24 protein-coding genes and 2 pseudogenes are annotated in these 20,733 nt (G+C 58.6%); 19 read left to right on the top strand and 7 right to left on the bottom strand.

Annotated features, from left to right (window positions below):
- Positions 1–214 precede the first annotated feature (214 nt).
- Both ACZY0R_RS09355 and ACZY0R_RS09350 read right to left on the bottom strand, forming a co-directional pair.
- On the bottom strand, positions 215–868 hold the full coding sequence (locus tag ACZY0R_RS09355; RefSeq protein WP_488858110.1) for an NrsF family protein: 654 nt from the start codon (positions 866–868) through the stop codon (positions 215–217).
- Entirely contained in the window at positions 865–1,548 is a 684-nt protein-coding gene (locus ACZY0R_RS09350; RefSeq protein WP_488858109.1) for a sigma-70 family RNA polymerase sigma factor, read from the bottom strand. The genes ACZY0R_RS09355 and ACZY0R_RS09350 overlap by 4 nt, the downstream gene beginning before the upstream one ends.
- Before the next feature lie 110 nt (positions 1,549–1,658).
- On the opposite strand from ACZY0R_RS09350, the gene bufA1 reads away from it, so the two are divergent.
- The 4 genes from bufA1 to ACZY0R_RS09330 are packed head-to-tail and all read left to right on the top strand — an operon-like array spanning position 1,659 to position 4,174.
- A complete protein-coding gene (bufA1, locus tag ACZY0R_RS09345) occupies positions 1,659–1,979 on the top strand; it encodes a BufA1 family periplasmic bufferin-type metallophore (protein ID WP_488858108.1) in 321 nt (106 codons plus the stop codon).
- Positions 1,980–1,993: 14 nt separating this feature from the next.
- Positions 1,994–2,884, top strand: coding sequence for an MNIO family bufferin maturase (gene bufB / locus ACZY0R_RS09340; RefSeq protein WP_488858107.1), 891 nt, complete (start codon positions 1,994–1,996; stop codon positions 2,882–2,884).
- Positions 2,856–3,671, top strand: coding sequence for an HvfC/BufC family peptide modification chaperone (locus ACZY0R_RS09335; RefSeq protein ID WP_488858106.1), 816 nt, complete (start codon positions 2,856–2,858; stop codon positions 3,669–3,671). Before bufB ends, ACZY0R_RS09335 begins: the two co-directional genes overlap by 29 nt.
- Before the next feature lie 35 nt (positions 3,672–3,706).
- Complete coding sequence (locus ACZY0R_RS09330) at positions 3,707–4,174, top strand: DoxX family protein (RefSeq protein ID WP_488858105.1); 468 nt, start codon at positions 3,707–3,709, stop codon at positions 4,172–4,174.
- Positions 4,175–4,485: 311 nt separating this feature from the next.
- On the opposite strand, the gene ACZY0R_RS09325 is transcribed toward ACZY0R_RS09330, so the two are convergent.
- On the bottom strand, positions 4,486–5,265 hold the full coding sequence (locus ACZY0R_RS09325; protein WP_488858104.1) for an FTR1 family iron permease: 780 nt from the start codon (positions 5,263–5,265) through the stop codon (positions 4,486–4,488).
- 159 nt (positions 5,266–5,424) lie between these two features.
- Complete coding sequence (locus tag ACZY0R_RS09320) at positions 5,425–5,826, bottom strand: MerR family transcriptional regulator (RefSeq protein WP_488858103.1); 402 nt, start codon at positions 5,824–5,826, stop codon at positions 5,425–5,427.
- 63 nt (positions 5,827–5,889) lie between these two features.
- Between ACZY0R_RS09320 and ACZY0R_RS09315 the strand changes: the two genes are divergently transcribed.
- From ACZY0R_RS09315 to ACZY0R_RS09270, 10 genes and pseudogenes are all read left to right on the top strand, one after another.
- On the top strand, positions 5,890–6,240 hold the full coding sequence (locus ACZY0R_RS09315) for a mercuric transporter MerT family protein (RefSeq protein ID WP_488858102.1): 351 nt from the start codon (positions 5,890–5,892) through the stop codon (positions 6,238–6,240).
- A 9-nt stretch (positions 6,241–6,249) separates the two neighbouring features.
- Positions 6,250–6,537, top strand: a complete 288-nt coding sequence (gene merP, locus ACZY0R_RS09310) for a mercury resistance system periplasmic binding protein MerP (protein ID WP_488858101.1) — start codon at positions 6,250–6,252, stop codon at positions 6,535–6,537.
- Positions 6,534–6,755, top strand: a complete 222-nt coding sequence (locus tag ACZY0R_RS09305) for a GDCCVxC domain-containing (seleno)protein (RefSeq protein WP_488858100.1) — start codon at positions 6,534–6,536, stop codon at positions 6,753–6,755. The genes merP and ACZY0R_RS09305 overlap by 4 nt, the downstream gene beginning before the upstream one ends.
- 329 nt (positions 6,756–7,084) lie before the next feature.
- On the top strand, positions 7,085–7,753 hold the full coding sequence (locus ACZY0R_RS09300; RefSeq protein WP_488858099.1) for a hypothetical protein: 669 nt from the start codon (positions 7,085–7,087) through the stop codon (positions 7,751–7,753).
- 358 nt (positions 7,754–8,111) lie between these two features.
- The gene (locus ACZY0R_RS09295; protein ID WP_488858098.1) at positions 8,112–8,555 is read left to right on the top strand and encodes a GNAT family N-acetyltransferase; all 444 of its coding nucleotides are present in this window, start codon (positions 8,112–8,114) and stop codon (positions 8,553–8,555) included.
- Positions 8,556–8,753: 198 nt separating this feature from the next.
- Positions 8,754–9,080 (top strand): hypothetical protein, encoded by a 327-nt coding sequence (locus ACZY0R_RS09290; protein ID WP_488858097.1) that lies wholly within the window; start codon positions 8,754–8,756, stop codon positions 9,078–9,080.
- A complete protein-coding gene (locus ACZY0R_RS09285; protein WP_488858096.1) occupies positions 9,077–9,502 on the top strand; it encodes a PXPV repeat protein in 426 nt (141 codons plus the stop codon). The genes ACZY0R_RS09290 and ACZY0R_RS09285 overlap by 4 nt, the downstream gene beginning before the upstream one ends.
- A 214-nt stretch (positions 9,503–9,716) precedes the next feature.
- A complete protein-coding gene (locus ACZY0R_RS09280) occupies positions 9,717–10,133 on the top strand; it encodes a helix-turn-helix domain-containing protein (RefSeq protein ID WP_488858095.1) in 417 nt (138 codons plus the stop codon).
- Between the two features lie 271 nt (positions 10,134–10,404).
- Positions 10,405–12,189 (top strand): group II intron reverse transcriptase/maturase, encoded by a 1,785-nt coding sequence (gene ltrA / locus ACZY0R_RS09275; RefSeq protein ID WP_488858094.1) that lies wholly within the window; start codon positions 10,405–10,407, stop codon positions 12,187–12,189.
- 166 nt (positions 12,190–12,355) lie between these two features.
- Positions 12,356–12,913 (top strand): annotated as a pseudogene (locus tag ACZY0R_RS09270) (IS630 family transposase); the annotation flags it as partial.
- Between the two features lie 58 nt (positions 12,914–12,971).
- Here the strand turns inward: ACZY0R_RS09270 and ACZY0R_RS09265 are convergent.
- Together ACZY0R_RS09265 and ACZY0R_RS09260 are read right to left on the bottom strand one after the other, a co-directional pair.
- The gene (locus ACZY0R_RS09265) at positions 12,972–13,307 is read right to left on the bottom strand and encodes a hypothetical protein (RefSeq protein WP_488859604.1); all 336 of its coding nucleotides are present in this window, start codon (positions 13,305–13,307) and stop codon (positions 12,972–12,974) included.
- 668 nt (positions 13,308–13,975) lie between these two features.
- Positions 13,976–14,626 (bottom strand): hypothetical protein, encoded by a 651-nt coding sequence (locus tag ACZY0R_RS09260; protein ID WP_488858093.1) that lies wholly within the window; start codon positions 14,624–14,626, stop codon positions 13,976–13,978.
- Positions 14,627–15,090: 464 nt separating this feature from the next.
- Here ACZY0R_RS09260 and ACZY0R_RS09255 point away from each other — a divergent pair, with 464 nt between their 5' ends.
- The 4 genes from ACZY0R_RS09255 to ACZY0R_RS09240 all read left to right on the top strand — a co-directional run bounded on the left by ACZY0R_RS09255 (position 15,091) and on the right by ACZY0R_RS09240 (position 18,422).
- Positions 15,091–15,411, top strand: a complete 321-nt coding sequence (locus tag ACZY0R_RS09255; RefSeq protein ID WP_488858092.1) for a hypothetical protein — start codon at positions 15,091–15,093, stop codon at positions 15,409–15,411.
- Positions 15,412–15,505: 94 nt separating this feature from the next.
- Entirely contained in the window at positions 15,506–15,772 is a 267-nt protein-coding gene (locus ACZY0R_RS09250) for a PepSY domain-containing protein (protein WP_488859602.1), read from the top strand.
- Positions 15,773–15,793: 21 nt separating this feature from the next.
- Positions 15,794–16,345: a cytochrome b/b6 domain-containing protein gene (locus ACZY0R_RS09245; protein WP_488858091.1), complete on the top strand. Its 552-nt coding sequence runs from the start codon at positions 15,794–15,796 to the stop codon at positions 16,343–16,345.
- Positions 16,346–16,727: 382 nt separating this feature from the next.
- Positions 16,728–18,422 carry an IS1634 family transposase gene (locus ACZY0R_RS09240; RefSeq protein ID WP_488858090.1) on the top strand — a complete coding sequence of 565 codons (1,695 nt, stop codon included), beginning with the start codon at positions 16,728–16,730 and terminating at the stop codon, positions 18,420–18,422.
- Between the two features lie 38 nt (positions 18,423–18,460).
- On the opposite strand, the gene ACZY0R_RS09235 is transcribed toward ACZY0R_RS09240, so the two are convergent.
- Positions 18,461–19,069 (bottom strand): hypothetical protein, encoded by a 609-nt coding sequence (locus tag ACZY0R_RS09235; protein ID WP_488858089.1) that lies wholly within the window; start codon positions 19,067–19,069, stop codon positions 18,461–18,463.
- A gap of 615 nt (positions 19,070–19,684) precedes the next feature.
- Here ACZY0R_RS09235 and ACZY0R_RS09230 point away from each other — a divergent pair.
- Positions 19,685–19,879 (top strand): annotated as a pseudogene (locus ACZY0R_RS09230) (cold-shock protein); the annotation flags it as partial.
- Positions 19,880–20,733: the final 854 nt, after the last annotated feature.

Below are 20,733 nucleotides of genomic sequence, written 5' to 3'. Positions count from 1 at the left end.
TATCGGACCATGACCGAACCTTTTCCTGCCGCCTGTCAACGGCGAGGAGCGCTCTCCGCTTCGGTGTTCGGCCGATGCAAAAACCCAGGGCCGTCATCTCATTCCCATGGCCGACTCAAAGCTGCCCTTTGCTGTTACAGGCGACATTTGTTTCTTCGCCGACCAAGTCGACTATGGGCTCGAGCTCACCAGTCCGCTCCTCTCCATGCAATCGTCAATGCTGCGACACCCATTCAAGAAACCTGTGTCCGTACCAGCCACTCAAGCAGAGATAGAGCACAGCCACACCAAAGTTCCATAGCAGAATCATGATTGTGGCGTCGAGCGGGTGAAAGATTGACAATGCCGTCGCCGTCATTGCGGCAACCGCGAGACTTCCCACCATCGCGACCGGCTTCGCCGACAGCCGAACTACGTGACGCAGCATCATTAGCATCACCAGCGATATTGGGACACCGACCAATGTCAGTGTTGCGAAGCAGCGCGCAGTCTCACCGAGAGACATGCCGTTCGGCGCAATATTGACCCAATTGGAAAGGCAACCATAGCCAATTGTGGAAACCCAGATGGCAACGGCCGGTGCCGGCAAGAACAACCAACGGCGAGACCAGCCTGGAACACTAGCAATAAACGCAGCCACGGCCGCCAGAACACTGGTTGCGATGGCGGCAACAACACCCGTGATGAAGACTGGCTGATGCAGTTTGAACAACAGGTCGGGCCGCACGCCATGTCCGACTCCGACAAATAGCACCGTTAGCGCCGCAAATGCTAGCCAGAAGGCAGCCCGCACTGCCGGTGCGCGCAGGCGCCGTACCGGTGTTGCTTCGGCCACAAGGAGGTCAATCAGGTCGGAAGTCCTCGTCATCGGTTGCCACCTCGCTGCTGGAACAGTGCTCGCAGACGCTTCATTGCCCGGTGCGTGGCCACTTTCAATGCTGCGACCGACATTCCACTCGCAGCAGCAGCCTCCTTCAGGGACATTTCCTCCAGTTTCAGCATCCGCACCGCTTCACGCTGACCGACCGATAGCATCTCGATTGCGTCCCTAACCACACGCGCGTCCGCGGCCTCTTCTTGTAGGTTCGCGTCGGCAGCCACAAATGTTTCATGTTCGGCTTCAAGCGGAGCTTCATGCACGACCGCGCGTCCACGCCGGCGTAGCCCGTCGACAATACGCCGGTTGGCGATAGCGACCAGCCATGGCCCAAACGGCCGGGACGGGTCATATGTATGACGGACAACGTGTATCGTCAGCAGCACATCCTGAACCGTGTCCTCAATGTCATCACGATTGCGCATTTGGCGCGCGGCGAGCGCGCGGACGTACGGTGCAATACCTTCTAGCAGGCGACGATAGGCGTCCTGGTCACCGCCCTGCGCCTTGACCATGGCGATAGACCAATCCGGCGTGCCGTCTGGACGGCTTGCCGGTCGCTCGGTCTGAGGGCATGGCGCGACCGAATCCCGGGCATCCCTATCGGAACCCTGCGCTGCTTGGGGTTGATGTGGGTGCTGGTGCATGTCGGCATTTTGCGTCACGAACATTGGTTTGTCGCGCAGAAAATATTTTGCTTGCGACGTAACCTCCGGCCCTGACCAGCCGAACTTTCAGATACGGCCTGAATGCCTGGCCGCAATCATTCGGAGAATGCACGATGAACAAGCATGTATTGGCCGCCACGACGCTCTCATCCGCCATCGGGCTGGCGCTAGCAATGCAGGCTCTGCCAGCTCAAGCCCAGGCCATGAAGGACATGAGCGGCATGCCGCAGATTGTCAAAGACAACATGGCCAGGATGGAAAAAAATAAATTGGAGAAGTGTTACGGGATAAATGCCGTGTCAAAGAACGACTGCGCCGAGGGAGCCCATTCCTGCGCAGGGCAAGCTACCCAGGCGCGCGACACGAAGTCGTTCATCCTGCTGCCTGCTGGTGACTGCGGCAAAATCCAGGGTGGCAAGCTGAAGCCGGCTTGAGCACGGGGCAACCTATGCATGCCGCTTCTGTTGCATCGCAGTGTGCATCCGGCCCGATTCCGGCGTGCGCCGGGGTCGGACTGCGCTTCTGCCACCACCGAATGGTTGCCGAGGAACGCCCCGCAATCCCGTGGTTCGAGGTGCATACCGAAAACTACATGGGCGGAGGGAGTGCCCCAGGCTACCTGGACGCCATTCGCCGAGACTACCCAATCTCGCTCCACGGGGTAGGCCTATCCTTGGGCAGCGCGGAAGGGATAGATGCCGCGCATCTAGAGCGCGTTTGCTCTGTTGTCGAGAGAGTCGAGCCCGGGCTGGTCTCGGAGCATCTGTCCTGGAGCGTCAGCGATGGCACTTATCTCGCCGATTTACTGCCCCTGCCTCTGACCGACGAAGCATTGACTATCGTGTGCAGACATGTCGACCAGGTCCAGACCCGCCTGCAGCGAAGCATCCTCATTGAGAATCCATCGACCTATCTGCATTTCCGCCACTCAACCATCCCTGAGTGGGAATTCCTCGCCGAGGTCGCGCAGCGCACGGGGTGCGGCATCTTGTGCGATGTCAACAATATCTACGTCAGCGCCAGCAATCACGGATGGGATGCACAGGCCTATTTGGATGCATTGCTGCCGGAGGCGATTGGCGAGCTCCATCTCGCCGGCCACAGCTTGCGGCGGCTTGACCGGGGGCTGGTCCTGCGCATCGATGACCACGGTTCACGCGTCGCGCCTCCGGTATGGACCCTATATGAGCACGCGCTCAAGCGCTTTGGGCCGGTTCCCACGCTCATTGAATGGGACACCGATATTCCAGCGCTCGATGTCCTGATGGAAGAGGCGGCGATTGCCGAAGCGGCTTTGGAGAAACGGCGAAATGAAAGCGTGTACCCCAACGCTGCTTGAATTGCAGCACGCCATCCGCCAGGAGATGCTGGGCCTTTCGGTTGGCGACGCGTCCGCATATCTGGTACCCGGTGGGCTGGACCCGCAGGCACGGCTCGGAATTTACCGAAATACGGCAACCGGCGCATCTCTCACCGCGCTGCGTTTATCCTTTCCATCTATCCAATTTCTGGTCGGGCCCGAGTTCTTCGAAGGTGCGGCCAGATTGTTCATCGAGCATTGTCCACCGCAGAGCGCGTGGCTGGATGCATATGGCGCGTCGTTCCCGGAATTCCTGGTGCGGATGCCGGAAGCCGCGTCGCTTGCCTACCTGCCGGACACTGCCCGGCTCGAATGGGCTGTCAATGCTGTGCTGCACGCACCGGATGCGACGCCGCTTGACCTGGGCCGCCTCGCGGAACTGGAGCACGCCGAACTATGGCAAATCCGTTTCGCACCGCACCCTGCGGTGCAGCTGATTCAGTCAGCCTTCCCAGTGGACGCAATCTGGCGCGCGGTGCTGGCACGCGACGACAGTGCCTTGGCGGCTATCAATCTGGCCGACGGCCCGGTCTGGCTGTGTGTTCGCCGAACTGCGTCCGGCGTGGCCATCGACCGCTTAGCCGAGCGTCAGTGGCACTTCGCGGCGGCATTACTTGCGGGAGACCTCTTGCATGCTGCGCTGGACGAAACAGCAGACCCCGCAGCTCACGTCTGGCTCGCCACCTTGCTCGCATCGGGATGCTTCACTGAGCCCCACCCAACCAGTCAAGTGTTCAACCGACCATCCGCGGACCTTGCCATATGACACACGAAATTCAGTCTATCCCTCCACGCTCACCAATGACAGACCTCATACTGCGCGCCGTCGGCTGGCTCAAACGAGTACCGCACACGGTCCTCGCGCTCCCGCTACGGCTCGCGGTCGCCACGGTCTTCTGGAACTCTGCGACGACAAAATTGGCCAACTGGGACACCGCACTTGAGTTGTTCAGGGAGGACTATCGTTTGCCATTCCTTCCACCGGAGCCTGCGGCCTATATGGCTGTGTCAATCGAGCTAATCGCGCCGATTCTGCTTGTACTGGGCTTGGCGACCCGCCCTGTCGCATTGGTCTTGCTCGGTATGACGGCAGTCATTGAGGTATTCATCTACCCGCTGGCATGGCCCACGCACATCCAGTGGGCAGCCATGCTATTGGTGCTCCTGTGCCGAGGCGCGGGCAACTGGTCGTTGGACTACTTGCTATATAGGAAATTCGGTCGCATGCATGCTCGTAAGCCGACTCACGCAGCAGAAATTGAGCACTAGTGCCCGGACTCATGTGCTCGGACAAACTCACTGCATGTTGGCGAGGCGCTCATCCACCACGGGAGAGTACACAAGACCTCCACTCGTGCCGGCCAACAAAGATAGCGCTTACCCTTCCGACGGTAACGGGCGTCGAAGGCGGTGCCTCGTGGCAAATCGACCGGCTTGTCACGCACGCCGGTCCCTCGCCAAAACGACACTCTGGCACAAGCAAATAGCCGACGTTCGAGTGCTACCAGTTAGTAGTACTGGTTCTTGCAGAAGTCCCCTTCTTGACCAAGAGCTTTTTAAGTTAATGTAGCCAAGTCGGTTTAGCTTTTTTGCACCTGCTTCGACATGTTTCGGTGGGACACCGTAGCGAAGATGAGAAATGCCAGAGGCACAAGGACGAGGCTGTAACTCAGCCAGATGCCATAGAGGCCTTCAGGTCCATAGGGCTCAGTCGCGCTATGCCAGGCCTCATTATTGACGAACGGGAGTGCGCCTGCCTCCGAAAACTCGTGAACCGCGTAGATGGCCAACTGAATGGAGAAGAGCACCATAAAGACAGCTGTAACCTGAAAGAACAGTGACAGGTTGACCTTTCTCCCGTACTGAGTCCACGCCCAGGCCAGCACACCGGCGCAAGCGAGCCCCAGCACACCGCCCAAGGCTAGCTGGCCTGTAGCAGCGCCAGCGGCGAGGGAGGCAATCATCGTGGCCGCCTCGACGCCTTCACGCCCGACCATCAGGAGCACGAAGGCAAAAACAGCAAGCCACGGCCCCACCGCCTTCTCGTCAGAGACTTTAGAAAGCCGGTTTCGGATTTCTCCTGCAATAGCTTTGCCGTGCCGGAGCATATGCCAGGTACAGGAAATCACAAGAGCACCCGCCAGCAGCGCCAGCCAACCTTCCGCGAGCGGGCTCACGCCACCCGCGCGGAATAGGACAAGCCCGAGTCCCGCCGACACCACCAGCGCAGCTACGAGGCCGGTCTTTGCCGCACCTGCAAGGTGTTGGCGCCCAGTCTTCTGCAGGAATGCGAATGTAATGGCGGCGATAAGAAACGCCTCCACACCTTCACGAAAGGTAATCATGAGCATCGCGAACATTTCGGCCCTCGTTCAGTCGCACCAACGAATAGTAACAAGAATCATTACCATCTTAGTGCAAAGGAGAAGACCGCGTGAAACTATCGAGAACGGCATAAGCCCGCCGTAGCGGGTAGGCCTGTGCTTCATGCGGCACACGACCCAGGGCGCCACATGCCGTCAGTCGGATTCACACAGCGAGTCAATCAAGGGGCAGGAAATCTCTCCGCGATTGGCGCGGCATTGCCCCACCAGGCTTCGCAGTTCCGTTCGTAGTACGCGCAAATCCCGCAACCGCTCTTCCACGACCTGGAGTTTGTGCTCGGCCAGCGCGCGGGCTGTTCCACATGTGCTGCCGTCGTTGAGCTGTAGCAGCGTACGAACCTCATCCAGGGTGAAACCGAGCGCCTGCGCCCGGCGAATGAAATGGAGCCGCTGAAGGCTCTCCCGCGAATATTCGCGAATAGCGCCATACGCGCGTTCCGGTATCGGTAGCAACCCGCACCTGTGGTAGTAGCGCACCGTCTCCACGCCAACATTGGCCGCCTTGGCCAACTGCCCGATTGTCAGTGCCGATTTCATTACTTGACTCCGTACTTAAGTACGCACCTAGACTACGTGTAAGCAGGTCGAAAAGGAAGTGTGATGGCAAGTCGATGGACGACACCCGGTGCTCTGATGGCCGGCGCAGGGGCGGCAGTTGGAGCGTCAGCTTGTTGCGCAGGGCCGCTACTGCTGGTCATGTTGGGGTTCGGTGGCGCGTGGGGTACTCGACTGAGCGCCCTGGAGCCATTTCAGCCATTCTTCATGGCCGGCTCGCTCGCATTCTTCGCGTTCGCCTTCCATCGCCTCTACCGCAAGCCTGAAGCCTGCAAACCGGGGGAGGTCTGCGTGGTTCCAGCCGTGCGGCGCCGCCAACGGGTCGTGTTCTGGGCTGTCGCGCTTGGCGCCACGGCGCTGATGGCGTTCCCACTATATGCGCCGCTATTTTATTGAGATATCACCATGCTTAGGAAGCCAGCACTGGTGCTAGCGACAGCCTTCGTTGCCGCGACAGCCCTTGCCGCCAGTACGCGCTCCGTTACGCTTGACGTGACCAACATGGACTGTGCAGCTTGTCCAATCACGGTTCGCTTAGCGCTGGAGAAAGTGCCGGGCGTCCAGTCCGCGAAGGTCGACTTCAAGACCAAACGCGCCGCCGTGGCCTTTGACCCCACGAAGACTTCACCGGAAGCGTTGACCGCAGCCACGGCGAATGCCGGCTATCCGTCGACCGTCAGGCAGGGGCAATGATGAGCACCGAGTTGCAATCAATCATTACCTGCCCCATGTGCGGACACGCGAAGGCAGAGACTATGCCGACCGACGCTTGCCAGTGGTTCTACGAGTGCGAGGAATGCAACGCGGTGCTCAGGCCCAAGGCCGGAGACTGCTGCGTTTTCTGCTCGTATGGCACCAATAAGTGTCCCCCAATGCAACAGCCATCGGGCTCGTGCTGCTCGCGTGGCTAACATCGGAGCATAGGAACATTTGCGCCGCACTGGATGACCGGTGAGCCAAGGTCCTGTCGCCAGTCGACATAGATTTTGCCCAAGCCGGAGATGCCGCATTGCGGGCACGCGGCCGATATCCAATTGACGTGTTACTGCAGCTACCGCGAAGATGTCGACCAAACACATGGCTCTGCGCCGGTACAATTTCTCCGGCATGTTTGCGCTTCGCGCTCAGGTTGGCACATCGCACTGCTCCCAGCGCGCCCTGACCCATAGGTGCGGCTACCTAGGTTCAGTCGCCGAGCCAGCGAGCTACAGAGTTTGAAAATTCCCACTGAGGAAAGAACATGAACGCACTCAAGAATCTGAAACTCAAACGCGCCGTAGCCGCCTGCTTGGTTGGCCTGGGAAGTTTGACGCCCATGGCAACCCATGCGGCCAGCGAAAGCCGGGTGTTGGACTTTGAAACACATGCGGCCTTCTTTTCGAAGGAGACGCAGCAGAAGTCGCCACTAGACCCACAGGTGTTTGTCGCGGCCCAAGGCGCACCAGCGGCCGTTGGCCCCCAAGATATCAAGCGCAGCGCCGGCTTGCGCAATGCGCTGATTGCTGACGCACCGACCTTGCCTATCATGAGCGCATCGGGACGGGCTCTCGATATGTCCCTCGGCGCTTGGCTTAGCGCCAAGGGGCAGGTCATTCTGACGCCGCAGCCCAATGGGAGGGAAAAAGTCACCGTAGTACTGGCTGGTCTGAAGCCGCACGGTCGCTATAGCCTGTTCGAGAATCACTTTGACCAGAAGCCAGTTGGCTTCACGCCGCTCGATGGCAATGGCATGGATAACGATGTCGTGGCCGATGCAGGGGGCAAGGCGGTCTTGACGACGATGTCACCGACGACAATCACCCACAACAACGCCGTTCTTGTCATCTACCACTCAGATGGCAAGACGCACGGGAAAATGCGGGGTGAGATTGGTATCGACGCGCATCATCAACTGATAGCACGGCCGTAATCCTTTCATGTAGGACTGCTGGACAGGATGGTTCAGCAGTTCCGCGCGCTACGCTGAACGCGCCAATGCCAGCATGACCATGTGTGCCGACTGTGGGGTGACTTGGGGTGACCACCTTCATCAACCATCTGCCTTACGTGGCAGGGCTCTTGGTATGGAAGGTATGGCCAGCCTGTTTCCCCGCGCCGGCAGACTGTTCCCGCGCATGACTATGTCTTCCCCTCTCCTGATTCACCGCCGGCAGCGCCTGATAGCCGGTCCAAACGCCGAAAAGAAGGCAAACATATGCCTTCAGTATTACTAGAGCGTGCCGCAGGCTTCTCTAGCCTAAGGAAGCGCAAGTTGGAGTCACTTCATCATGTTGACCGACATTCACCTACGCTCGGCCTCTCACTCAGACTGGCAGCATATCGTTGCATTGCTTGAACGCTGCAGGCTACCTGCCGCAGATGTTGTCGAAATTATCGAGAATTTCCACGTCGCTCTGTGTGATGGCCGCATCGTTGGCTGCGCAGCGACAGAGCACCATGGACAGTGCATCCTCTTCCGCTCTGTAGCAGTTGAACCTGCATATCGCGAGAGAGGCATCGCCAGCCGATTGGTTGAGGCGCTCTTGATGCGTGCACGCGGCAATGAAGCACGAGACGCCTATCTCCTGTCCACTGCGGCCCCAGCCTATTTCGCGCGTTGGGGATTCTCCCTTATCCCTGCCGAAGAAGCGCCACCGGAAGTCACGGCCTCAAGGGCATTTCAACGTGCAATTCAAACGTCCGCACTCTGCATGCGGTGCGAGTTGCGCTAGCGCGGAGATAGCCAGATTGACGGGCCCGTTACCTCATCCTGCACGATGGCGGCGTGTGTAGCTGCGGCCTCATCAACTTCCGGCACCCTAGCCTTGTTACAGGTCGTAACCCCTGTATTAGTTCACAAGTACCCTCGCGCCCAGTGGCGGTATAGAGTGCCAGTAGAAACGTAAGGAGCATCATCATGCAAAAAAGCCTTGGCCATCTGCCTACTGGCTGCAGGTGCCGCCCTTACCTCCGGCGTCGCTGAGGCACGTGTGGATGTGGGCATTGGGATTGGCCGTCCCGGGCCAGCGTACGTGGTTCCACCGCCTCCCGTTTATTACCCGCCGCCTCCCGTCTACTATGAGCCGGCCCCCGTTTATGTCGAACCGCAGCCTATTATTGTTGCGCCTGGCTATTACGGCGATTGGCGCGCTCGTGCCTGGCAAGAGCGGCAGTGGCGAGAAAGGCGCTGGCGCGAGCGTGAGTGGCGCATTCATCATCGGGAGTGGCGTCGCTGGCATGATGAGGAGGAGGATTGAGCCACGCTCATATGCTCGCCTCGAAAGAGCGAATTAACAAAAAAACATCATCCAAGGGACAAGGTTGTGTCCATAGAATTGCGGGCACGAAAAGCCAGGAGAAATCGGGAATGAAGTACCGTGCAATCGGTAGGGCCATTGTCGGCACGCTGTTCTGCCTCGCCTCGTCGGCCTTTGCCGCAGCAAATGTCGATATTGTCGTTGGCGTTCCTAGCGTCGCACATGCGGAACCCACCCCGGTCTATGTTGCGCCCCGGCCTGTCTATGTTGTAGTTCCGAGCTCACGATACTCACCCTATAGGAGTGAAAGCGAACAACGGGAGGAATACTGGCGTGAACGGAGGTGGCGCGAACAGGAGGAGCATAGCGACCAAGGCCATCGCAGCCGTGAGGAAAACGGCCAACACGGACACGAAAGCTGACACTGCTCACTAGACCAAAAAAAAAGCCCGCGAGGCATTAGCCATGCGGCGAATCTTATAACCAGGAGAAGACGACCGGAGGAGCACTGAACCGGCCGTCGTCAGCGTACCCGCGATTTAACTCGCAAGCATGACCGCCATCGAGCACGGTGTTAAGCGCCTCACAATAAATATCTCTATACTATCGGGCCGAACAAGAACCGCGACATAGACGATGGCCGTATTGAAGCCGCTGGAACTGACGAAGGAAGAACGTACCGAGCTTGAGGTTTTGGCGAGAAGCCGCCGTGATTGGAGAACACGAGACAGGTCTCGGACGATTCTGATGTTTAGCAACGGCGTGCCAGCCAAGGAGATAGCCAGGCGGCAGGAGTTGACGTTGGAGGCGGTGTACGAGAGGCGCTATCGTTGGTTGGACAAAGGCATGGCAGGGCTGTCGGACGCGCCGCGTAGCGGTGCGCCGTCGAAGCTGTCGCCGGCGCAGGTTGAGCAGTTGAAGATGTGGGCGACGCAGGAGGCGCTGACGGCCGCGGAACTGCTGGCACGACTCGAAGAGAAGTTCGGGATTCGAGTTCATGTGCGACCTGAAAGTCGCTTGAGTTTCTGTTTCACTGGAGCAGGTATTACCTGATGAAACCGGTTGTTCCATCAACCGTTCCCTACCCGGGCATGCGGAGCCGGTAACAGCTCGGTGTGAAGCTCTGGGGACAACGTAGCCGCCGGATAACCGGTACGCCGAGCCGCGAGGTAAGGCGGAATCTGCCAGCACAGAGGCGGAGAGGAGCAAGGGATGAGTGGGTACGATCAACATATGTGAACTTCCGATAAACGTCGTCAGAATCAACAAGCCAAACGTGCTGACAGGCTTGGACCAAAACGGTACGCGGTGTGGAGTGGCCTTCGTGAACTGGGCCACCATGGACGACAAGCCGCCGGCGAAGAGGAAGGGTCCGCCCCGCTCGGAAATTCATGCGGAACAGGGTAAGCCCATCGCGGCGCCGGCAACGGCAGGCGAACCGCGAGGAACGCTGTTGGCGCGGTGGGTAAAGGAATGCGGAGAAAGCGAACGCCCGGCTGTATTGGACGGGATACGGGCTGAGACATCGCCCGACGCGAAAGCGGGCAGACTTCCGCGTGGTCATTCATGGCGAGATAACCTTGAACAATCGTTATACGGGGGAAAGCAGATGACGGCAACGGACGCGAAAGCTCCTGACGCTGGTGCACTCTCGAGCGCTGCGCAGATGTGGGACCATGCAAACTGGTCGCACATCGAAGCAGAGGTGAAGCGACTTCAGATGCGTATCGCCAAGGCCGCTCAGGAAGGCCGATGGGGCAAGGTGAAAGCATTGCAACGTCTGCTAACCCGCTCGCATGGCGGCAAGATGCTCGCCGTCAAGCGTGTGACGGAGAATCGCGGTAAGAGAACGCCGGGGGTGGACGGCAAGATATGGTCATCCCCGGCGGCCAGATGGAACGGAATGCTGTCGCTACGACATCGTGGCTATCGTGCGATGCCGTTGCGGCGTGTCTACATTCCCAAGAGTAATGGGAAGAAGCGTCCGTTAGGAATCCCGTGTATGCGGTGCAGGGCGATGCAGGCCTTATGGAAGCTCGCTCTGGAACCCGTCGCGGAGACCCTTGCAGACGCCAATTCCTACGGCTTTCGGCCCGAGCGCTCGACCGCCGATGCCATCGAACAGTGCTTCAACGTTCTGGCCAAGCGTGCCTCGTCAGAATGGATTCTGGAGGGTGACATTCGGGGCTGTTTCGACAACTTCAGTCATTCCTGGTTTCTGGAGAACGTACCGATGGATAAGGAGGTTCTGCGCAAGTGGCTTCGAGCCGGATATATCGATGAAGGAACCTTGTTCGAGTCACAAGCGGGCACACCCCAAGGGGGTGTGATCTCGCCTGTGATCGCGAATATGGCGTTGGACGGACTTGAAGCAGCAGTTCATGCAAGTGTGGGCACATCCACACTTGAGTGCAGAAAGGCGCAGCTCAACGTCGTCCGCTATGCCGATGACTTTGTGGTGACTGGCGTATCGAAAGATGTGCTGGAATCCCGGGTACTTCCGGCAGTCAGGCAGTTCATGGCGGCTCGGGGTCTGGAGCTCTCGGAAGAGAAAACCCGGATCACGAACATAGCGGCGGGTTTCGATTTCCTTGGCCAGAACGTGCGCAAGTACGACGGCAAGTTGCTGATCAAGCCAGCGAACAAGAGCATCAAGTCGCTGCTTGACAAGGTCAGGGGAATCATCAAGGAAAACGCGAGCGCCACGCAGGAGGCGTTGATACGACAGCTCAACCCTGTGATCCGGGGATGGGCCCAGTATCACCGTCACGTCGTGTCGAAAGCGATCTTCTCCTCAATCGACTCCCACATCTGGCAACGGCTCTGGAGATGGGCGAAGCGTCGTCACCCCATGAAAGGAGCCCGATGGGTCCGGCAACGGTACTTCCGGCGCGACGGATACCGGTCCTGGGATTTTGCAACAGAGGGTTCAACCGAGGGTGACACCTGCGGCCTGCAACTCTTCCGCGCAACGACCGTCGCGATCCAGCGACACGTCAAAATCCGGGGACTGGCCAATCCGTTTGACCCGGCATGGGCCGCCTACTTTGCCCGCCGTCGAACCGCGAAACGTTCCGCTGGTCTGCCCGGTGCCACACAATGGTGCTGAACGAATGGCTTGAGCCGGATGCGGGGCGACTCGCACGTCCGGTTCTTAGGGGGCGGCGACGTAGTAATGCGTCGCTGCTACCCGACCGCAATACGCTGACAGGGATTCTCAAACGGGCGGGGCTGGTATGGAAGCGAACCCGGCATAGCTTAAAAAAAAGCGGGACGAACAGCGGTTCCGACAAGCCCAATCCGAAATTGGGGAGTTGGTCCAGCAAGCCCAGCGTGGCGAAATCGAACTCGCCTACGTAGACGAAGTTGGCTTCGCGCAAGCGCAGCCGAATCGAAGTGCGTGGACACCTGTCGGGGAGCAACACATGATTGAAGCCCGGCGCGGTAAGCGTCTGAACGTGGTCGGAGCACTGCTGTCTTCGGGAGAACTGTTTGCAGCGAAGTTGTGGGAGACGATGACCTCGATGCTGTTCGCTGGATTTCTCGGCCTGCTGGTCGAACACGTCGGCAAGCCGCTGACCGTGATTCTCGACAATGCTTCCGTCCACACGGCCCGCGCACTGCGGCCTTATCTCCGGCTGCTACAAACGAAAGGCTTGACGTTGTATTTCCTGCCACCGTACAGCCCGGAGCTCAATCGCATCGAGAAGCTCTGGCACAAGATGAAATACGAGTGGCTGGCCTTCAAGGCCCGCGACACCAAAACCCTTGAAGCTGATGTCGATGTAATCCTTCAGGGATTCGGGGCAGACTACAGATTCACTTTTTGTTGAAAGCTTAGAGAATAGAGAAAAGCCGGCGTGTTGCCGGCTTTTTTACGCGGATTGGAGATTATTTTCCGGCTTCAGCTTCGCACTTTTTCATAAACGACTCCTTCGCAGCTCCGGCAAGTGGCTTACCGTTCTTCCCCACTGCCTTGGCTTCGCAGGTGGCTGACGCGTTGCCTTTGTTGCCACTTTCGCACTTCTTGATAGAGGAGGCCTTAGCAGCTCCTGCTAGCGGTTTGCCATTTTTGTCAACCGCCTGCGCTTCGCAATTCGAGGAGCCAGCCGGAGTTACAGCGGCGGGCGCTGCAGGTTTTGCGGCGGCCGCTGGTGCAGCTGTTTGCGCGGAAGCAAAACCTACCGAAAAAAGCGCTGCAGCGAAGAGCGCACAGAATCTTTTCACCACGATACCCCTCCTCAGAATATAAGGCACACTGCCTCCCCCTTATCAACGATTCTGCGGCAGAATCGTTGACATTACTCGTATCTCATATGAAAGCTTTCCCCGCCGAAAACCGCATTGCCCATGCACCTCACAATCAGCAGATGATTACGTTACATTTTTTTACAGTTGACGCACATGGGTTCCCGGCGCGGGCCGGCACAATAACTTCCGTTTTGCGATAGGGAACACATGAAACAGCTTCCATTCTTCGGGGTGCTGGCCGGCACACTGCTCGCAATTGCGTCGACCGCCCAGGCACACGTGAATGTCGACATTGGCATTGGGGTGCCCGGTGTCGTCTATGCCGAACCTGCTCCAGTCTATGTGGCTCCGCCTGTATATGTTGCGCCGCAGCCGGTGTATGTCCCGCGACCGGTTGTAGTGGGTCCGGCTCCCGTGTATGCCCCTTACTGGCGGGGACGCGATGATGACGACGACCAAGGCGAGCGGAGGTGGCGTGGGCGTGGCCACGGGGAGCATGGCCACGGGGAGCATGGCCACGGGGAGCACGGCCGACACGGACACGACGACTAGTAGTGGCCAATTGCAGGCACCCACGGCGCCACGCAGTCATCGGGTTAGCCTGAGCTGCCGGGGCGGGTCTCGCTCGGGTGAGAGCTGATACCTCAAGCTTTCGGTTGCCGCGTCGGCATGCTTGCAGCAGCAGCGACTTGCTCGACCACCAATGCAGAATTCTGCTGGGTTGATTCGTCCCTTGCAGGCACAGCTGCGCATGCCTTTAATCCGCACACCAAATCCTGGTTGCCAACGGGCATAAGACTCCGGAACGATTCCTCGATTTGCCCCACCATCGACGGCGTGGCAATTTCCTGCAGTATCCCAAGAAACTCTCCGAACACCGCTTCGATGGAAACTGGGTCCGTTGCTTCGATGAGCCGCCTCCTGACGGCGTGGTCCGTTGTACCGAACGCTCGGACCATTGCGTCCATCAAATACATCCTGGCCGTGGCAAGCGACCGCCTTTGGAGGGCAGCTTCGGACTTTGCGGATACAGGCGGCACTTCCGCAAACGACTGAACAGAAGGCTCGTCATCGGCTTCGCTGACTGTTCGGATGAAGCCCGCGTGCAGCAATTGGAGCACTGCGCTCGCATCCAGTCCGAGTTCCCCGGCAAAGGCGAGAATTTCCTTCGAGCTGGTCCGGCCATCCACCATAATTAGGAGCGCGCGGCGGCGACCATCGAGTGCCCCCGACCGTACGGTCACTTCCTGCCGACCTCTATCTGTTTTTCCTAACAGCCCCAAAAGATTTTCCATCACGCGCGCTCCCTGCTGGAGGCGGCAAACCTAAGACCTCCAGGTTACATGCGTGTGACAACTTGACACACATACGCCGTGCCCAAACTAAAGCCTCGGGAACCGCCATCATTTTCCCAACGAAGACGCAGCAGCAGCGCTTGTGCGGCCGAACACGGCTATGTCGTACGCATTGAGACAGACTCCCAAATTTCCAACTGCCTATGGCAGCGCTGAACGGCTGCATCCGGCATGGGAGCTTTCCCCCGTGGTCGCCCGGGCCTGTCGTCCGTTGCCGTGCAAGGCGACACGCTCCCGGCACCTACCCGCTGCGGACAGATTTGGATACAAAGTCCTGGGATGATTCCGTCAACGAGCATTCCGCTCCCCTCGTTCCTGTTGATAGCTGCCTGCTGCTTTTCACACGAGCCCTTCCGAGGCTGGGGACCTTTCAGGTAGGCAGCATTCATTTAGGACATGTAACCATGAGAAAAGCTATTTCGCTGGCCATCCTGGCGGCTGTCGCCGCCGTTGCATCCGCCGGCGCGCAGGCTCATGTGAATGTTGGTGTCGGCATCGGCGTCCCGATGCCCTTCGTAGCTGCGCCCGTGTATGCCCCCGCTCCCGTTTACGCTCCACCACCAGTCGTCGTGGAGTCGCAACCCGTCGTTGTTGCTCCTGGGTACTACGACGACTGGCGCGAGCGAGCTTGGCGGGAACGCCAATGGCGTGAACAGCGCTGGAGAGAGCACGAGTGGAGAGAGCGTCACCGCGAATGGCATCGCTGGCACGATGACGAAGACTGACCATGGGGGGAATGCTGAAGGCAAAAGTGTATTGCGAATCATTATTGAATTCGATATGCTATGCGGCCATCCACTACTGAACTGGAGACCTTCTATGCTGCGGATTGGTTTGCTCGTCCTCGCCGGCATGTTCTCTACCGGCGCTTTCGCCGGTGCCAAATGCGTCGCACATCCCAAAGCCGAATGGATGAAAGAAGCCGATGCCAAATCGAAGATTGAGGCGCAGGGCTACAACATAAAAAAATTCAAAGTGGATGGCAACTGCTATGAAATCTATGGCACCACGAAGGAAGGCAAGAAGGCCGAGATTTACTACGACACCAAGACACTGGACGTCGTGAAATCGGAAATCGAGAAATAGCGGTAGCCGATTAAGCTCGACATGGTGACAAGCACCGCATCGGTACGTGTCTGGGATATTGCGGTTCGCGTGACCCATTGGAGCGTAGCGGCGCTTGTGTTGTGGAACCTGTTCGAGGACTCCGGCGGACCGCTGCATCGCGCCACCGGATACATTGCCACGGCCCTCGTGTTGTTTCGTATTCTCTGGGGCTTCATCGGCACTGAGCCCGCACGGTTTTCTACCTGGGTCCCTACACCCTCCAGGGTCATCTCGGACCTAAAAGGAATCATTGCCCGCCGGCCAACGCGGCATCTAAGCCATACACCGCTCGGTGCTTTGATGATGCTCACAATGTGGGCGCTCATCCTTGCACTCGCGGTATCGGGTTGGATGTCCAGGTTAGATGAATTCTGGGGCGAGGACTGGCCGAAGGATGTGCATGGACTACTCGCGGATATCTTGATGGCACTGATAGTGGTACACATCATTGCCGCCATCGCCATCGGCAAGGTTCACAAAGAGAACCTCATCGTCGCCATGCTGACTGGTCGCAAACGACAGGACGGGGCCCACGACAATTCTGCTCTGTAGGTTTACTACCATTGTGGGAAGCAAACTGCTTTGAGGGTAACCGGCGACATGCAGTGAGTTGGTTCGCACAGTTGTCAATGCGGGCGATATGAAGACGGCACATTACGTGACTAGCCAACGGGCGCGCCCTGGATGTTGTGCGGTTCGAGCCGGGCAACATCAATCAGTCGCTGCGCCACCGCTTCGCGACGGCAAGGCATTCCCTGCAAGAAACCTCGGCATCCCGAGTTCGACAGTTTGAGCCCGATTTTCGCCATTTCTGACCGTCGCCCCTAGCACTGGCGCGGCTTCCCGGGTCGTGGGCGCCAAACTCTTGTAGTGGCACGTTTGTAACAACGAAGCCTATATTTGACAAGGCACTCGATGCCTGTAAAGTAACGGCATGTTCGTCAAAGTCACCTCCTCCGGTTCTCGCCGTTATGTGCAGTTGGTCGAGTCCTATCGCGATGACAACGGTCAGCCTAAGCAGCGCACCGTTGCCACCTTAGGCCGTCTTGATCAACTTGGCGACAGCATGGAAGGCGTGATCAATGGGCTGTTGCGAGTCACCGGCCGCCCCGCACTTGAGGCAGCCGCCGAACCCGCGGTGACGTTCGAATCGGCCCGTGCGCTCGGCGACGTGTGGGCGCTCTCCGAACTGTGGCAAGAGCTCGGCTTCGACGGCTTGCGCCGCGTGTTCCGACGCACCCGCCATGCCATCGATGTCGAAGCGCTTGTGCGCATCATGGTCTTCAATCGCCTGTGTGACCCGGAATCCAAATTGGGTGTGCTGCGCTGGCTGGAAACGGTTGGCCTGCCAGGGCTGTCCATCGAAGCCGTCGACCACCAACATCTGCTGCGCGCAATGGACGCGCTGGTCACGCATCAGGCAGACGTCGACGCCGTGTTGGCGGGGCTGTTGCGTCCGCTGGTCGATCAAACCTTATCGGTGGTGTTCTACGACATGACGACCATTCGTGCCGAGGGTCTGTCGCAGCAAGAAGATGATGTGCGCCAGTACGGCATGGCCAAGGAAGGCGTCATTGCCCGGCAATTCATGTTGGGGGTCGTGCAGACGGCAGAAGGATTGCCGCTCTATCACGAAGTGTTTGACGGCAATACCGCGGAAGTCACGACGCTGAAGCCAACCCTCGAGAAGGTGCTGAGCCGGTTCCCCGTCAAGCGCGTCATCGTCGTCGCCGATCGGGGACTGCTCTCGATCGACAACCTGGCAGAGCTGCAGGCGATGACCTTGCCAGACGGTGCGCCGCTGGAATTTATCCTGGCGGTACCGGGCCGTCGCTACAGCGATGTGGTCGATTCATTGGAAGGCCTCCACACACAGCAATGCCTGCCGGCCCATGAAGAAGTCCTGGGCGAAGTGCCGTGGAACGGCTTGCGCTTGATCGTGGCGCACGACCCCGTGGCAGCGCAGGAGAAAGGCAGGCAGCGCGATGCGCAGATTGCGCACCTGGAGCAGCTTGCCGCGCAGTGGGTGGGTAAGCTTGATGCGCAAGACACCGGCCATCGCAGCCGTGGCAAAAAGCTCTCGGATGGCGGTGCCCGCGCACGTTTCTACCATGCGGTCTGCGAGGCCCATCTGGCTCGTATCATCCAGGTCGATCTAAAGAGCGAGCGCTTCTGCTATGCCATCGATGAGCGAGCCTTGCATCGTGCCCGCATGATGGATGGCAAGCTGCTGCTGGTCACCAATGCCGCGGATCTCTCACCACGTGAAGTCGTCGACCGCTACAAGTCATTGGCGGATATTGAACGCGGGTTCCGTGTGCTCAAGTCCGAGATCGAGATTGGCCCGGTCTACCACCGCTTGCCAGACCGTATCCGCGCCCATGCGGCCATCTGCTTCATGGCACTGATTCTGTATCGGGTGATGCGGATGCGCTTGCAGGCCGCCAACAGCGAGCTGTCGCCCGCGCGAGCTCTTGCCATGCTCAATCGCATTCAGCACCACCGCATCGTCATCGACCAATCCAAGTCCGTGGCAGGGCTCTCGGCCATCAGCCAGGAGCAGGCCCGGGTTCTCTCCGCATTGAAGGTTCGCAAACCAGCCAAAACGACGCAACTGACTCTCTTGTAGTGGAGCGTTTCGCAGTCGGCTCCAATCAAATCAAAGACTTACGCTTCTAACTGTCGAACTCGGGCGGCATACGCCTCCGCCTTTCGCAGCTTTAAATGCTTTTCGGTGATTCGCCGCGAACGCATGCAAAGCAAATCACCAGCGCTGCGCATCAGACGTCCGTCGCGAAAGTCCTGTTTCAGCAAGACATGAACATTGTTGGCCAAAAGCTGCCCCTCGTCGTCTGGCGTTCCGAGCAGGCGACTGGGTTCACTTGCGACTGCACCGGGAACCCACCTGATGGGAATAGGAAGGCTAGCGTTAAACACCTGTGCTCGAATGCGAAGTTCCTCTTCGCGCTCCCGTAAGGCGGCCTCCTCTGCCGCTTCTCTCGCCGCCTTCGCGGCACGCACCCGGTCTACATCATCAGCCCGTGCACACACGAGCATTCCGTTGTTATCGCACCAGACTTCGACTAGGGTTCCCGATGCAAGTCCAACCGGTCCCGTTCGCACTCTTCCGCTTGCGGTACGGCAACCGTAAACCTCGAACTGTTTCCCATCCAGACTTACTTGATTGCCTTCAACAGGCACGCGAGCTCTGTGTCCCTCAATAACACATCGGGGGTTCACACCCGAAGAAACAAGATGCAGTTGGTAGATTTCCATGGCCAAGACAGCCCCAGCAGAATTGGCGGACTAAGTGCGACTTATGCTTGGAAAGTGTAGGTCAAACAGCGCAAAAATTCCTGTGCGCTGTTGCACAGAAAAGAAGCCCGCGTCGCCGGGGAGGATACGCGGGTGGTAGCAATGACTACCCCATAAATCTACGTGAAGTTAAAATATTTTCAGGTCAGATATGAGAAACATTTTCGCGCTATTTCTTGGTATTGCGGCCCCCCTGATACTGGCTAGCTCACATGTTGAATTGACGTCACACAGATTCCGTGCAACCCTTATCCCTGCCGATATCATCCTTTTGGCGCACTAGGCTGACACCAAATTGTCACGTTGAGTGTGTCCAATGCGCGGTCGGCTTCTGCGAGGATTCTCGGTTCATCGTCGCTGCTGGTCACCCTGCTCTCAGACGTGCTACCACTCATTGCCGCGACAAAAAAAATATTCCTTCGCGCGACAGCACCAAGCGAAACCAGGCGCAGCGAAATTGAAGGGTCAATATGCACAAAATTCTCGCGACGGCGAAATGCCCAGGGTGCAGTATTAGGTCTAGTTTGGATTTTTATTTCTGCATGCAATATGCATGCGCGTTGCTTCGAGGATGAAATGGCGACTGGCATTGTGAAGTGGTTCAACAACGAAAAGGGCTTTGGGTTCATTACGCCGGACGGCGGTGGCTCGGATTTGTTTGCGCACCACACGGAAATTCAGGGTGCGGGATATCGGTCCCTGGACGAGGGCGCCAAGGTGGCATTTGAGCCGAAGCAAGGCCCCAAGGGCTTGCAAGCCTCGCAGATTCGCAAGCTGTGGTCGCCTGCGCACGTAAGCGGCAAAGATAGAAGAAAAGCCCTTCGCAGTGACGAAGGGCTTTGTTCTTTCGAGGGCACACCATCACTGCGGCGCATCCACGTCAGACTTCCCCCTCGAACACTCGCAGCCTCACCCTATGGAGCAGTGATGAGCACTCTTATCCCCGAACAATCCGTCTCCGCGCAGAAAGCCGGCTTGGAAAGGCTCCTTGGTCTGACGGCGGCACCCACTCGCGCCTGCGCGCACGCACCTCGTTCTTCCGACCGGTCACTGGCAAGCCGCCACTGAAACCTCTAGCAGCACCTCATAGGCAGCACGCTGCCGCACCTCCACCAGCGCAACAACTCGCCGCGGCATCAATGTCCGCGCACCTGGGAGCCTTGCCGCGGGCGGAATGGGACGACTGCCTGACCTGCCGGAATCCGGAACGAGCGTGCAGCTTCATGCGGCCCTACCCGGCGGAGCGGATGGACGCAGAGCCTGCGCTGCAGATCCTCAAAGCGAAGGCGTGACATTCTCCCAATAACGCCTCGTACCGGCGCCTTCACTCCCCTCGGATGCAGGCGCGCACTAAGCTCCCTGCCTCGGAGGACCCAACCGCAGTCGACTTGGAAAGCGGGCATCGAAATCCTGCGGAGAGATATCGCTCAGATGCGAACATGCCTCGTCCGGCAGCGCAATGCTCAGCTCTGTATGCCACAGGACCACACCGGCAAGCCGAACGACTCGAACGCGCTCCTCTCTTGGAACCGGATATGCGGAGACGTGTCCCGGGAGCGCAACCAATAAAACGCGCCGCCGCACCTCGTGGCTGAGCCAACCCGAGGCGTCGCGCCGAACCAACC

This window comes from Cupriavidus sp. F041 (assembly GCF_057814235.1).
The sequence above is the reverse complement of the archived record's forward strand: the minus strand, read 5'-3'. Positions and strand labels throughout refer to the sequence as shown.

What these genes read in the sequence shown, in the direction of transcription:
- ACZY0R_RS09355 (WP_488858110.1), bottom strand. Translation starts at nt 868, where the DNA reads ATGACGAGGACTTCCGACCTGATTGACCTCCTTGTGGCCGAAGCAACA.
- ACZY0R_RS09335 (WP_488858106.1), top strand. Translation starts at nt 2,856, where the DNA reads ATGAAAGCGTGTACCCCAACGCTGCTTGAATTGCAGCACGCCATCCGC.
- ACZY0R_RS09295 (WP_488858098.1), top strand. Translation starts at nt 8,112, where the DNA reads ATGTTGACCGACATTCACCTACGCTCGGCCTCTCACTCAGACTGGCAG.
- bufA1 (WP_488858108.1), top strand. Translation starts at nt 1,659, where the DNA reads ATGAACAAGCATGTATTGGCCGCCACGACGCTCTCATCCGCCATCGGG.
- ACZY0R_RS09250 (WP_488859602.1), top strand. Translation starts at nt 15,506, where the DNA reads ATGCTGCGGATTGGTTTGCTCGTCCTCGCCGGCATGTTCTCTACCGGC.
- ACZY0R_RS09245 (WP_488858091.1), top strand. Translation starts at nt 15,794, where the DNA reads ATGGTGACAAGCACCGCATCGGTACGTGTCTGGGATATTGCGGTTCGC.
- ACZY0R_RS09255 (WP_488858092.1), top strand. Translation starts at nt 15,091, where the DNA reads ATGAGAAAAGCTATTTCGCTGGCCATCCTGGCGGCTGTCGCCGCCGTT.
- ACZY0R_RS09240 (WP_488858090.1), top strand. Translation starts at nt 16,728, where the DNA reads ATGTTCGTCAAAGTCACCTCCTCCGGTTCTCGCCGTTATGTGCAGTTG.
- merP (WP_488858101.1), top strand. Translation starts at nt 6,250, where the DNA reads ATGCTTAGGAAGCCAGCACTGGTGCTAGCGACAGCCTTCGTTGCCGCG.
- ACZY0R_RS09315 (WP_488858102.1), top strand. Translation starts at nt 5,890, where the DNA reads ATGGCAAGTCGATGGACGACACCCGGTGCTCTGATGGCCGGCGCAGGG.
- bufB (WP_488858107.1), top strand. Translation starts at nt 1,994, where the DNA reads ATGCATGCCGCTTCTGTTGCATCGCAGTGTGCATCCGGCCCGATTCCG.
- ACZY0R_RS09350 (WP_488858109.1), bottom strand. Translation starts at nt 1,548, where the DNA reads ATGTTCGTGACGCAAAATGCCGACATGCACCAGCACCCACATCAACCC.
- ACZY0R_RS09280 (WP_488858095.1), top strand. Translation starts at nt 9,717, where the DNA reads ATGGCCGTATTGAAGCCGCTGGAACTGACGAAGGAAGAACGTACCGAG.
- ACZY0R_RS09325 (WP_488858104.1), bottom strand. Translation starts at nt 5,265, where the DNA reads ATGTTCGCGATGCTCATGATTACCTTTCGTGAAGGTGTGGAGGCGTTT.
- ACZY0R_RS09300 (WP_488858099.1), top strand. Translation starts at nt 7,085, where the DNA reads ATGAACGCACTCAAGAATCTGAAACTCAAACGCGCCGTAGCCGCCTGC.
- ACZY0R_RS09305 (WP_488858100.1), top strand. Translation starts at nt 6,534, where the DNA reads ATGATGAGCACCGAGTTGCAATCAATCATTACCTGCCCCATGTGCGGA.
- ACZY0R_RS09330 (WP_488858105.1), top strand. Translation starts at nt 3,707, where the DNA reads ATGACAGACCTCATACTGCGCGCCGTCGGCTGGCTCAAACGAGTACCG.
- ACZY0R_RS09235 (WP_488858089.1), bottom strand. Translation starts at nt 19,069, where the DNA reads ATGGAAATCTACCAACTGCATCTTGTTTCTTCGGGTGTGAACCCCCGA.
- ACZY0R_RS09320 (WP_488858103.1), bottom strand. Translation starts at nt 5,826, where the DNA reads ATGAAATCGGCACTGACAATCGGGCAGTTGGCCAAGGCGGCCAATGTT.
- ACZY0R_RS09260 (WP_488858093.1), bottom strand. Translation starts at nt 14,626, where the DNA reads ATGGAAAATCTTTTGGGGCTGTTAGGAAAAACAGATAGAGGTCGGCAG.